The organism is Streptomyces phyllanthi, from assembly GCF_009377205.1.
GTDB lineage: Bacteria > Actinomycetota > Actinomycetes > Streptomycetales > Streptomycetaceae > Streptomyces > Streptomyces phyllanthi.
The window spans coordinates 17718-29568 of record NZ_VJZE01000073.1 but is presented as its reverse complement, the minus strand read 5'-3'; the positions used below and the strand labels follow the sequence as shown (position 1 = coordinate 29568).

Annotated in this window: 9 protein-coding genes; 4 read left to right on the top strand and 5 right to left on the bottom strand. The window is 72.5% G+C overall.

All coding sequences use genetic code 11. The annotated features are described in order from the left end of the window. The first annotated feature begins 334 nt into the window (after nucleotides 1-334). From FNH04_RS13675 to FNH04_RS13665, 3 genes are all read left to right on the top strand, one after another. The gene (locus FNH04_RS13675; RefSeq protein WP_194236667.1) at nucleotides 335-886 is read left to right on the top strand and encodes an SgcJ/EcaC family oxidoreductase; all 552 of its coding nucleotides are present in this window, start codon (nucleotides 335-337) and stop codon (nucleotides 884-886) included. A gap of 127 nt (nucleotides 887-1013) precedes the next feature. Then, nucleotides 1014-1802: a metallophosphoesterase family protein gene (locus FNH04_RS13670; protein WP_194236666.1), complete on the top strand. Its 789-nt coding sequence runs from the start codon at nucleotides 1014-1016 to the stop codon at nucleotides 1800-1802. A 337-nt stretch (nucleotides 1803-2139) separates the two neighbouring features. Beyond that, entirely contained in the window at nucleotides 2140-5487 is a 3348-nt protein-coding gene (locus FNH04_RS13665) for a S8 family serine peptidase (protein ID WP_228031346.1), read from the top strand. Between the two features lie 25 nt (nucleotides 5488-5512). On the opposite strand, the gene FNH04_RS13660 is transcribed toward FNH04_RS13665, so the two are convergent. Both FNH04_RS13660 and FNH04_RS13655 read right to left on the bottom strand, forming a co-directional pair. Continuing rightward, a complete protein-coding gene (locus tag FNH04_RS13660; protein WP_322723014.1) occupies nucleotides 5513-7042 on the bottom strand; it encodes a flavin-containing monooxygenase in 1530 nt (509 codons plus the stop codon). 1 nt (nucleotide 7043) lies between these two features. Further along, nucleotides 7044-8048 carry a patatin-like phospholipase family protein gene (locus FNH04_RS13655; protein WP_322723013.1) on the bottom strand — a complete coding sequence of 335 codons (1005 nt, stop codon included), beginning with the start codon at nucleotides 8046-8048 and terminating at the stop codon, nucleotides 7044-7046. Between the two features lie 174 nt (nucleotides 8049-8222). Between FNH04_RS13655 and FNH04_RS13650 the strand changes: the two genes are divergently transcribed. Beyond that, nucleotides 8223-8816, top strand: coding sequence for a TetR/AcrR family transcriptional regulator (locus FNH04_RS13650; RefSeq protein ID WP_152783863.1), 594 nt, complete (start codon nucleotides 8223-8225; stop codon nucleotides 8814-8816). Nucleotides 8817-8861: 45 nt separating this feature from the next. On the opposite strand, the gene FNH04_RS13645 is transcribed toward FNH04_RS13650, so the two are convergent. The 3 genes from FNH04_RS13645 to FNH04_RS13635 are packed head-to-tail and all read right to left on the bottom strand — an operon-like array spanning nucleotide 8862 to nucleotide 11795. Further along, nucleotides 8862-9953 (bottom strand): L-idonate 5-dehydrogenase, encoded by a 1092-nt coding sequence (locus tag FNH04_RS13645; RefSeq protein ID WP_152783861.1) that lies wholly within the window; start codon nucleotides 9951-9953, stop codon nucleotides 8862-8864. A gap of 60 nt (nucleotides 9954-10013) precedes the next feature. Beyond that, nucleotides 10014-10784 (bottom strand): SDR family oxidoreductase, encoded by a 771-nt coding sequence (locus FNH04_RS13640; protein ID WP_152783859.1) that lies wholly within the window; start codon nucleotides 10782-10784, stop codon nucleotides 10014-10016. Between the two features lie 9 nt (nucleotides 10785-10793). Continuing rightward, nucleotides 10794-11795 (bottom strand): 2-hydroxyacid dehydrogenase, encoded by a 1002-nt coding sequence (locus tag FNH04_RS13635; protein WP_152783857.1) that lies wholly within the window; start codon nucleotides 11793-11795, stop codon nucleotides 10794-10796. Between the last annotated feature and the right edge of the window lie 56 nt (nucleotides 11796-11851).

The window sequence follows — 11851 nt, the reverse complement described above, 5'->3', positions numbered from 1 at the left end:
CGGTAACCACGGCCGCAGCCGCTCCCACCCCCCACCGGACATGCCACTCAACGTACCCCCGGCAGCGGGCGCGCCGCGATCTGCCGAACGGCAGACGACGTCCGTCGGCCGGTTTCCGCCGTACGGCAGATGGCCGGTCCGGCCGACGCACCACGACGCTGGTGACCAGACCCGGACCGGCCCGGAGACGGCCGGAACCGCACCTCACCGATGGAGGACAGACATGACGTCACGCACGTCCGCGTCAGATCGACGGCCCACGGCTCGACGGCCCACGGCTCAGCGGGCCACGGCTCGGCGGCACACCACCGGGCGGACCGGTCTCCGCCGGCCCTTGGCCCTTGCCGCTGCGGTGGTGTTCGCCCTTGCCACGGGCGCGAACGCGGCCACCGACCCGGCGCCCGGCCACCATGCGGCAACGAGTGGATCCACCGAACTCATCGGACCCACCGGATCCGCCGAACCCACCGGATCCGCCCTTCCGCAGCTCAAGCGACTCATCCAGCGGCAGGCCGACGCGTGGAACCGAGGAGACGGCACGGCCTTCGCCAACACCTACGCGCAGGACGCGGAGTTCATCACCTTCGACGGCACCCACCTGCGCGGCCGGCCGGAGATGGCCCGCAACTTCCAGATCTACTTCGACAACTACACGAAAGGGACCCGCCTGGTCTTCACCAAGGTTCCCGTAACCCTGCGCTACCCGACGCCCAGGACCGCCGTCATGATCACCACCGGCTGTGTCGCCAACCCCGGCGAGCCGGAGTGCCGTCCGGACAGCCACTCCATCCAAACCTACGTGGCCGCCCACCGGGAGCGGGGCTGGGAGCTGGTCTCCTTCCAGAACACCAGGGTCCGAGGACTCCTCCCGCCGCCACGGACCTGACCAGGACGGCCCGCTGGACGAGGAACGGTCACCGGTTTCCAGCAGGTCGGCAGGGCGTAAACGGGTGGCGGCCGGTGAGGCGGTCCGCGTAGCGTCGGGCGGACCGTCCTGGGAGGAGAGTTCCGTCGTGGCAGGCAGGCGTGGGGTGGCCGCCGGGCCTGTTCGGGTTCTGGTGGTCGGGGATGTCCACGGCGAGTTCGAGCTGCTCGCCGAGTGGGTGGCGGCCGTCCGGCAGGATCACGGGGCGCTGGACGCCGTTCTCGCGGTCGGCGATGTCGAGCCCAACCGTGATGAGACGGACGCGGCCGGGGTGCACGGCCCCGCGAAGTACCGCAAGGTCGGTGACTTTCCGCTGGTCCATGAGGGTTTGCTCGACCTGGGGGCTCCGCTGTACTTCATCGGCGGCAACCACGAGCCCTGGCCGGCCCTGGACGATGCCGGCCCGGGTTGGTGGAGCGACGGTGTGTACTTCCTCGGCCGTGCGGGCGTCACCGATGTCGTCGGCCTCCGGGTGGCGTTCCTGTCGGGCATCCACTCGCCCCGCGTCACCGATGTTCCGAAGGCGCGCCGCGACACGGTCAGGGAGCGCACGTACTACACCGCGGAGGAACTGGAGCAGGTGCGCCGGGCCGCGCGCCGGGCGGGACGGGTCGACATCCTGCTGACCCATGACTGGCCGTCCGGAGTCGCGGAACCCCGTCGGGGGACTCCGGTCGGCCGTCCCGAGCTGCGGGCCCTGTCCGAGCGCATCCGGCCACGATGGCACTTCTGCGGCCACATGCATCATCGTCACCGGGCGGCCGTCGGGCCGACGGAGGTCGTGTGCCTCGGCCACATCCGGACCGGGCCCGCCGCGTTCGCCGTCATCGAACGGAATCCCGACGGGCAGCTGAAGCTGATCGAGAACGCCGTGTGAGTTCCCGTCGGCAACGGCCTCCACATCAGCGCCGTGCTCCAGGTGGGCCCTGTGGCGGTGAAGGCCCTGTGGCGGCAGGCGAGTCGCCGTTGGTACTTTGCGTGGGCACGACAACCTCGCCGTGGACGGGAGCTCGCGTCGGTCGACGACGGAGCCGCCTCGACGACGGGCTTGGTTCGGATACCGCCCTGTGGAGCGCCACCCGCCGCAAGGCGCGCGCTCCAGCCCCACCAGGAGGAAACGCTTGTCGCGCAGCAGACGCGCGGCGGGTTGCCTCGTCCTGCTCACGCTCACCCTGGGCGTGCTTCCGGGACCGGCCCCGTCCGCAGCAGCACCCATGTCCGCATCCGCCGCCCCGTCCGATCCCGCCGCTCCCTCCTCGTGGCGGCCGGGAACCGGTACCGGCCCGGACCGGGCCGCCCGAACCACCCGCGGCGTCACCCTGTTGACCGGTGACCAGGTCGTCCTCGCCGGTGACGCCGTCTCCGTCACCCCGGGCGAGGGCCGTGACCGGATCGCCTTCACGCGGTACGAGGACTCCGGTCACCAGTACGTCGTCCCCGACGACGCCCTCGCCCTCGTCGCCTCGGGCGCCCTCGACCGCCGCCTGTTCGACGTGACCGGGCTGGCGGACGCCGGGTACGACAGCGCGCACGGCGTTCCGCTCATCGTCGAGTACCGGGCCCAGGAGGGGAGTTCGCAGCGATTACGGGCCGGTGTGCGCAAGGCGGGCGCCCGTCTGACCCGTACCGTTCCCGGGCTGCGCATGGCCGCCGTACGCGCCGCCCGCGGCGCTGCCGCCCCGCTCTGGTCGCAGCTGACCGAGCGGGCCGCGCACAGCGGGAAGCGGCAACTGGCCGCCGGTGTGTCCCGTATCTGGCTGGACGCGAAACTGGAGGTCAGCGACGACGTCAGCGTGCCGCAGATCGGTGCCCCCACCGCGTGGGAGGCCGGGTACACCGGCACCGGCGTCAAGGTCGCCGTCCTGGACACCGGCATCGACGACACCCACCAGGACATCGCCGCGCGCGTCGCCGAGAAGGAGAACTTCACCACCGCGCCCGACACCACCGACCTCGTCGGCCACGGCACCCATGTGGCGTCGATCGTCGCGGGTGACGGCGCCGCCTCCGGCGGCCGGTACACCGGCGTCGCCCCCGGCGCCTCCCTCCTCGTCGGCAAGGTCTGCGTGGACCGCGGCTGCCAGGAGTCGGCCATCCTGGCCGGCATGGAATGGGCCGCCCCGCGCGCCCGTGTGGTCAACATGAGCCTGGGCGGCACCGACTCCCCGGGCCTCGACCCGCTGGAGGAGGCCGTCAACAAGCTCAGCGCCACGTACGGCACGCTCTTCGCCGTCGCCGCGGGCAACACCGGCCGGGACCAGGACGTCGGCACCCCCGCCAGCGCCGACGCCGCGCTCGCCGTCGGCGCGGTCGACGCCGGCGACGCACTCACCGACTTCTCCAGCCGAGGCCCGCGCGCCGGGGACGGGGCGATCAAGCCGGACATCACCGCCCCCGGCGCGGCGATCGTGGCCGCCCGCTCCAAGGACAGCGAGCTCGAACCCGTCGACGGCACCAAGGCGTACGCCGCGCTGTCCGGCACCTCCATGGCCACCCCGCATGTCGCGGGCGCCGCCGCGCTCCTCGCCCAGCAGCACCCCGACTGGACCGGCGAGCAGCTCAAGGACGCGCTGATGGGCTCGGCGAAGCCCAACCCCGCCCTGAGCGCGCACGCGCAGGGCGCCGGCCGCGTGGACATCGCCCGCGCCGTCGGCCAGAGCGTCACCGTCAGCCCGCCGAGCCTGTCGCTGGGCACCACCTCCTGGCCGCACGAGGACGACCAGCCGCTCACCAGGACCCTGACCTATCGCAACACCGGGGCCCTGGACATCACCCTCGACCTCACCACGACCGCCACGGGACCGGACGGCAAGGCGGCGCCCGACGGCCTGTTCACGGTCAGCCCGTCCAGGCTGACCGTCCCCGCCGGAGGCCGGGCGGAGGCCGAAGTCACCACCGATACCCGTGTGGACAGCGCCACCGGTCTCTTCTCCGGCGCCGTGGTCGCGCGATCCGGTGACACGACGGTGCGCGGCGTCCTCGCCGTCACCAAGGCGCACGAGTCCCACCCGCTGACCGTCAAGGTCCTGGACCGCGACGGCGAACCCGCGACCGGCAGTTTCGTGACGCTCCTCGACATCGACCGAGGCGAGGGACGCTACCTCTACGCCCCCGGCGGCACCGGAACGGTCGACGTCCGTCCCGGCCGCTACCACCTGGACGTGCACGTCGCGACCGCCGCCGCGGACGGGAGTTACGACCACACCGTCGTCGTCCAGCCCCTGAAACCCGTCACCGGCGCGGACACGGTCGTGCTCGACGCCCGCAAGGGAACGCCCGTCACCGTGGCCTCTCCCCGCAAGGGGGCGACCAGCGCGCTGGCCGGTGTCGGCGTCGTGCGGACCGCCCCGTCGGGCGCGAGCGTCTCGTCCCTGGTCACCGCCGGCTCCTTCGCACGGCTCCAGACCGCCGACCTGCGCGCGGGGAAGGGCGCGGGGAAGGGCGCACTGCCCGCCGACGCGGGCACCCTCACCTCCGTGGTACGCAGCTCCTGGGCACGGCTGGGCGAGGACGGCACCTTCACCGACACCCCGTACGACTACGAGCTGGCCTGGGTCGTGCGCGGCCGCTTCCTCACCGACTTCCGCGCACGGGCGAAACGCGGCGACCTGTCGAAGGTCACGCACGTCATCCACAACGACCGGCCCGACGAACGCACGGCCGCCCTGTGGACCTACGCCTTCCCACGCGAGGGAGGCAGCGCGGCCGGCCCGAACATCAGGTTCCGCGCCACCGGCAAGCGCACCGTCCACTACTCGGCACGCGATGTCGCCTGGCACCTGGTCTTCAACCGGTTCAACGCGCAGGGCCAGAGCGAGTTCCAGCAGTGGGGCGCGCCCCTGACCCTGAAGGCGGGCGGCAAGAAGGAGATCCGCTGGGGCCACGGGCCGCTCGGCCCGAGCTTCGCCGACCAGCGGTCGCGTGTCTTCGCCAGTGTGCGGCGCCGCGGGGACACGCTGATGTTCCACACCCCGCCCTTCGCCGACCAGGATCCGGGCCACACCGGTTTCTCCCTCGCAGACTCCGGCCGCACCCGGCTCTGGCGCGACGGCAGGCTGCTGGCGGACGTGCCCTACCCGTTCTACGACGCGCAGGGCCCCGTGCCGGCGGCGGAGGACTCGTACCGGCTGGAGACCTCCGTGGACCGCGGCGGCCAGGGGTACACCACCTCGACGTCCGTACGCGCGGCATGGACCTTCCGGTCGCGGCACACCACCGGCGACGACTGGACGTCCCTGCCGGTGACGGCGATCCGGTTCACGCCCGAACTGCGCCAGGACAACTCGGCACGGGCCGGCCACCGGATGGTCCTGCCCGTTGTCCTGCAACGCCAGCCCGGCGCACCGGAGTCGGACGTACGGGACCTGAGCGTCGAGGTGTCGTACGACGACGGAGCCACCTGGACCACCGTCGACGTACGGCGGACCGGCGACCCCGCCCGGTGGCGGGCGGAGCTGCTCAGCCCCCGCGGCAAGGGCTTCGCCTCCCTGCGGGCGAAGCTGGCCGACACCGACGGCAACACCGCGGAGTACACGGTGACGCGCGCGTACGGGCTGCGCTAGGGCAGGTCACGGCCGCGCCCGCCCCTCATGGTCGGGCGCGGCCGTCCGCCTGCTCCGGGGTGCCGGACGTGGTGACATAGGCCTCGGGGTCGAACCGCGCCAGACGCCGGCGCATCCGGCCCGTCGACCAGGGCCAGCTGAAGCTGTTGACGCCGTTGCCGTCGAGGTAGTAGCTGGAGCATCCGCCCGCGTTGTAGACGGTGGACGGCAGCGCCTGCCGGACCTCGGCGTTGAAGGCGGCCTGGACCTCGGGGCGTACGTCCATGCTGGTCCAGCCTGCGGAGCGGGAGTGGCGTACCGCGCCCGCCACGTAGGCCAGTTGGGCCTCGAGGACCGTGTAGGCGGAGGAGTGCCCGGTGCCGAGGTGCGGTCCGAGGAGGACGAACGCGTTGGGGAACCCGCTGACGGTGGTGCCCAGATACGCGTCCGGACTGCCCTTCCAGTGCTCGTCGAGGCTGGCGCCGTCGGCGTCGAACACGCGCTGGGCGATGGGCATGTCCAGGATGTGGAAGCCGGTGCCCAGGATGACGGTGTCGACGTCCGCGCCGCTGCCGTCCGCGCCGATGACGCGGCTGCCGCGGACCGCCTCGACCGCCGTGGGGTGGACGGTGACGTTGGGCCGGGTCAGGGCCGGATAGTACGTGTTGGACAGCAGGAGCCGTTTGCAGCCCAGGGTGTAGTCGGGGGTCAGCGCCCGGCGCAGCCGCGGGTCCCTGACCGCGGCCCTGAGGTGGAGGGTGCCCACCTTCTGCACCGCGCGCAGGAGGGACGGGTGACGGAAGCCGATGCCGAGGGCCTCCAGTGCCGCGTACTCCGCGTTCCGCAGGGCCCGTTGGGCCGCCGGGAGGCGTCGCATGAGCAGGCGTTCGGCGCGTGGCACGTAGTGGTCGGGTTTGGGCAGCACCCACTGGGCGGTGCGCTGGAACAGGTGCAGCCGGCCGACGCGGGGCTGGATCGCGGGGACGAACTGCACGGCCGACGCGCCACTGCCGATCACGGCGACACGTGCGCCGGTGAGGTCGTGGTCGTGGCGCCAGCGCGAGGAGTGGAAGACCTCGCCGGGGAAGTCGGCCAGTCCCGGGACGTCGGGAACCAGCGGTTCGTGCCAGGGCCCCGCCGCCGAGAGCAGGAAACGGGCCGTGTAGTGGTCGCGGGTGGTCCGGACGTGCCAGCGGGCGTCGCCGGGCTCCCACTGCGCGCGTATGACCTCGGTGCCGAACCGGATGAGCGGGGTGATCCCGTACGCGGCCGCGGTGTCACGGAGGTAGGCGCGGATCTCGGGCTGGCCGGCGAAGGCACGCGTCCACTCCGGGTTGGGCGCGAAGGAGTAGGAGTACAGGGCGGAGGGGACGTCGCAGGCACAGCCCGGATAGGTGTTGTCCCGCCAGGTGCCGCCCAGGTCGTCCGCCTTCTCGACGAGGACGACGTCGTGCACTCCGGCCCGGCGCAGTGCGATCGCGGCTCCGATACCGGACAGGCCGCTGCCGATGATCAGCGCCTCCACGTCGTGGCTCTCGCGGGTGACGGCTGCCGTGGGGCTGTCGGGGTGCGGCACGTCAGGCTCCTGTCCGGGCGTCGGGGCGGTGACCGGTGCGGTGTCGCCCGGGGAGTGCGGCGAGGCGGTCGCGTACGACGGCCCGTGTGGTGCGCAGAGAGGTCTCCAGAACGGTCGGGCGGCGTCGGGCGTCCATGAAGTTGCCGCCCATGACGTGCAGGTCGGCGGCGGTGGGCTCGATACGGATGACCCGTGTGCCCGTGGCCCGCAACGCGGCGCACTCCGCGGTGAGGGTCCGGGTCATGGTGCGGCGCAGCAGTGCCTCCGCTCGGCCGAGACCTCTGCGCGGTCCGGGAGAGAGCGAACTCATCGGCGCCACGACATACACCTCGTCGAGCCCACGGGACGTCAGGAGGTCGGCGGAGGCGGTGGAGAGGATGCCGCCGTCCGCGTAGCGCCGGCCGCCGACGCGCACGGGCGGAAACCACCCCGGTACCGCCCACGACGCGCGGAGCGCGTCCCGCAGGGCGACCGGCGGGGTGTCGGGGTGGCCGAAGACCGTGCGCAGGCCCGTGTCGAAGTCGGTCGCCACCAGCCACGTCGCGGGGTGCTCGACCCACTGACCGGAGGGGCACAGGAAGTCGGCGAGGGCGGCCAGCCGACCGGTGTCGCCGCGCCCTTGGGGCAGTAAGCCGGACAGGCCGGCCAGCACGGGAACCGTACGGCCCATCGCCCGGCGCACCAGCCGCGGGGATCCGGGGAAGAGCGCGGGCCGTGGCGGGACCGCCCGCGGCGGTGCGGCGAAGTGGCGGACCAGTTCCGGACGGGCGTCCTCACGGGCGAGCTGCGCGGCCAGGAGCTCCTCCACACCGACACCGCCGCCGAGCAGGGCCGCGATCTCCGCCCCGGCGGACGTACCCACCAGCACATCGGCGTCGCGCACGTCCCATCGCAGGGCCCGCTGGAGGGAGTGCAGGGCACCGATCGTCCAGGCTGCCCCGAGCGTTCCACCGCAGCCCAGGACCAGGCCCCGGGAGGGGGACGTGCGTGTGTCAGTCGTGGTCACTGAGTTCTCCGAGTTCTCCGCTGATTCGGATACCGACGAGATCCGGATACTAGCGGTATCTGAAGCGCGGGGGCAGTGATCGCGGAGATAGGATCCGAGTGCTTCAGGGACTTGAGATCCGAGAGCTTCGGGGACTTCGGAGAAAGCCGCGCAGGACGCGGAAGGGAGCGAGACATGGCCCGCCTCAGCCGCGTCGAGAGTCAGGAGCGCACTCGGGAGCGGCTCGTGGCCACCGCACGGGAGCTGTTCCTGCGCGACGGCTACGGCGCCACGTCACTCAGCGATGTCGCCGAGACGGCCGGCTACTCCAAGGGCGCCGTCTACTCGAACTTCCGCAGCAAGGACCACCTGTGCCTGGCCGTCCTCGACGACGTCCGTGCCGAACAGCTCGTCCTGCTCACGGACTCCGTCATGCGCGACGGGGGAATCGACGACCGTCTCGCGGCGTTCGCCGCCTGGGGCGAGGCACACATCGGGGACGAGGCGTGGACCACGCTGGAGGTCGAGTTCCTCACCCGGGCCCGCCATGACGACGAGCTCCGCGGTGAGATCACAGCACGCGTCGCGGTGATCCGCGAAGTCCTGGCCCAGCTCCTCGAGGCGCTGGCCCGGGACCTGGGCGTTTCGCCGGCCATGCCCGCCGACCAGGCCGCGATGACGCTGCTCAGTCTCGGCATCGGACTCGGTATCCAGCGGATCGCCGACCCGGCCGTTCCCACGGCCGTGCTGACGGACACCCTGCGTCTCATCCTGCGCACGAGTCCGTAGACGCACCCGGCCCGGTACGGTACGCGCCCGGTACGGGCCCCTCTGTCAGCCCGCGGACAGGTCCAGCAGCACCTTGGAGGCGACCGTACGGTCCTGAGCCGTCCCGAACGCGGCGACGGACCGCGCCAACGGGAACGTGTGGGTGACGATCGGATCCACGGGCAGGCCCTGGGCCAGCAGCGACAGGGCCTCGTCGAACTCGGTGTCGAAGCGGAACGCTCCCCGCAGTTCGAGTTCGCGGGTGACGGCGACATTGCCCAGGAGTCCCACCTCGCCGGGCGGCAGCAGGCCCAGCAGGACGGCGGTGCCTCCACGGCGTACCCGCTCCACACAGGTCCGCAGCCCCGCCGGTGCCCCGGACGCCTCGACAGCGATGTCGAAGAGGGTGGCCCAGACCGGATCGCCGGTACGGTCCGCGCGCGCCGTCGCGGTGGCGCCCACCGCGGTGGCGATGTCCAGCGGTTCGTCGAAGAGGTCGCTGACGACGATCTCGGCGGCGCCGCCGTGCCGCAGCGCCGCCACGACGAGGCAGCCGATCGGACCGGCGCCGGTGACCAGGACCCGCTTGCCGCGCACCTCGCCCGCCCGGTGCACGGCGTGCAGCGCCACCGACAGGGGTTCGGCGAGAACGGCGCGGCGCAGACTCAGGCCGGGCGGCAGGGGGCGGATCTGCTCGGCGGGCACGTTGATGAGCTGGGCGAAACCGCCCTGGACGTGGGGGGTGTGGGCGGCGCTGCCCAGATACCGGGTGTGGCCGCAGATGTTGCGCCTGCCGCCGGCGCACTCGGGGCAGGTGCCGCACGGGGTCGCGGGGTGGATCGCCACGGCGGTGCCGACCGCGGGGGCGGTCTGCGTGACCGATGTGCCAGTGCCAGTGCCAGTGCCAGTGCCAGTGCCAGTGCCGGGGCCGGGGCCGTCAGGCCCGACGGCCGCGACGTGGCCCACCACCTCGTGCCCGAGCACCATGGGCTCGCGCACGGCGAAGTCCCCCACCCGGCCCTGGTGGTAGTAGTGCAGGTCCGTACCGCAGATCCCGCCGAGGGCGACGGCGACCGCTGTCTGTCCTGGTCCGGGCTCGAAGGACTGCCGGTCCTCTACTCGCAGGTCTCCGGCTCCGTGAACGACACAAGCACGCATGGGGGAGGGCTCCTTGAGGGTCACAGGGGTCACAGGGCGTCAGAGGGCGTCACAGGGCGTTCAGAGGACGGAGAGCATGCCGCCGTCGACGTACAGCAGCTGCCCGTTGACGAAGTCGGAGGCCGGCGAGGAGAGGAAGAGCAGCGCGCCGACGAGGTCCTCGACCTTGCCCCAGCGGCCGGCCGGAGTCCGCTTGCGCACCCAGGCGCTGAACTCCTCGTCCGCGACCAGCGCGGAGGTCAGCTCGGTGTCGAAGTAGCCGGGGCCGATGCCGTTGACCTGGATGCCGTACGGCCCCAGGTCGGCACACATGCCCTTGGTGAGCATCTTCAGGCCGCCCTTGGTCGCCGAATAGGGCGCGATCCCGGGACGTACCGCCTCACTCTGCAGCGAGCAGATGTTGATGATCTTGCCGTGGCCCCGGGGAACCATACGCCGGGCGACCTCGCGGCCGACGAGGAAGGCGCTGGTGAGGTTGGTGTCGAGCAGACCGTGCCACTCCTCGTCGGTGAAGTCGACGAAGGGGGCGCGGCGTTGGGCCCCGGTGTTGTTCACCAGGATGTCGATCGGCCCGGCCCGGTCCTCGATCCGGGTGACGGCACCGGCGACCGCGGTGGAGTCGGTGACGTCGAACGCTTCCGCCGCGACCGCCGCGCCGAACGTGTCGGCCAGCTCCTTGCGGGCGGTCTCCAGGGCGACGGTGTCACGGCCGTTGAGGACGACCGTGCAGCCGGCCTCCAGCAGCCCCTTGGCCAGGGCCAGGCCGATACCGCGGCTCGATCCGGTGACCAGGGCCACCTTGCCGGTGACGTCGAAGAGGGGGTGACTCATGAGGGCCTCTCAGGCGTGGGTGGGAGCGGAGGGCAGTGCGGCACCGCCCGGCAGCGGAGTGCGCGCCGGCCGGCCCGCCAGCACCTCGAGGATGTTGTCGACCGCGAGGTCCACCATGGCGGCCCGCGTGGCCTCGGTGGCCGAGCCGACGTGAGGAAGCGTCACCACACGGGGCTCGCGCACCAGGGGTGACAGCTCGGCGCCCATGGGCTCGCGCGCGAAGACGTCGAGGCCCGCCGAGTGGATGGCCCCCTCCCGCAGGGCCCTAAGCAGTGCTTCCTCGTCGACGACGCCACCCCGCGAGGTGTTGACCAGCGTGGCGGTGGGCTTCATGGCGGCCAGTTCGGCGGCGCCGACGAGGTGGCGGGTCTCCGGAGTCAGGGGCACGTTCAGGGAGACCACGTCGGCCTCGGCGAGCAGGGTGGGCAGGTCCACTCCCCTGGAGGGCGGGTCCTGGGTGTCCCCGGGCGTGGACGGGCTGTGGTGCAGCAGTCGCATGCCGAAGCCGTGGGCCCGCCGCGCCACGGCTCGCCCGATCTGTCCGTACCCGACCACGCCGAGCGTGGCGCCGTGCACGTCCAGGCCCAGGTAGTCGTCCATACGGAACACGTCCCACTCCCCGGCGGCGAGGGAGTCGCGGGCCGCTCCGAGGCGCCTGCGGGCCATCAGGATGAGCGCGAACGTGAGATCGGCGGTGGTCTCGGCCAGGACACCGGGGGTGTGGGTGACCACGACACCGCGCTCGGCCGCCGCGTCCCGGTCCACGGCGTCGAATCCCGCGCTGGCCAGTGCGACGACCTTCAGCGACGGCCCGGCGGCGTCGAGCAGGGCGGCGTCCACCCGGTCGTTGCCCAGGCAGAGCATGCCGCTCGCGCCCGCGGCGAGGGTCCGCAACTCGGCCGGTTCGGGCCTGCCCCGGCCCTCCCCGCACACCAGATCGAACCGGTCGGCCAGCCGGCCCAGGCCTCCACCGGGCAGGGCCGGCCGGGTGGTGAGCACGCGCTGCGTCATGGGCCACTCCCAGAATTTCCACTGAGTGGGAAACTTATCTACTCAACGGAAAACAT

Bases quoted from the DNA above. Each gene is read 5' to 3' on its own strand.
- FNH04_RS13665 (WP_228031346.1), top strand. From the start codon at position 2,140: ATGTCCGCATCCGCCGCCCCGTCCGATCCCGCCGCTCCCTCCTCGTGG.
- FNH04_RS13640 (WP_152783859.1), bottom strand. From the start codon at position 10,784: ATGAGTCACCCCCTCTTCGACGTCACCGGCAAGGTGGCCCTGGTCACC.
- FNH04_RS13650 (WP_152783863.1), top strand. From the start codon at position 8,223: ATGGCCCGCCTCAGCCGCGTCGAGAGTCAGGAGCGCACTCGGGAGCGG.
- FNH04_RS13635 (WP_152783857.1), bottom strand. From the start codon at position 11,795: ATGACGCAGCGCGTGCTCACCACCCGGCCGGCCCTGCCCGGTGGAGGC.
- FNH04_RS13645 (WP_152783861.1), bottom strand. From the start codon at position 9,953: ATGCGTGCTTGTGTCGTTCACGGAGCCGGAGACCTGCGAGTAGAGGAC.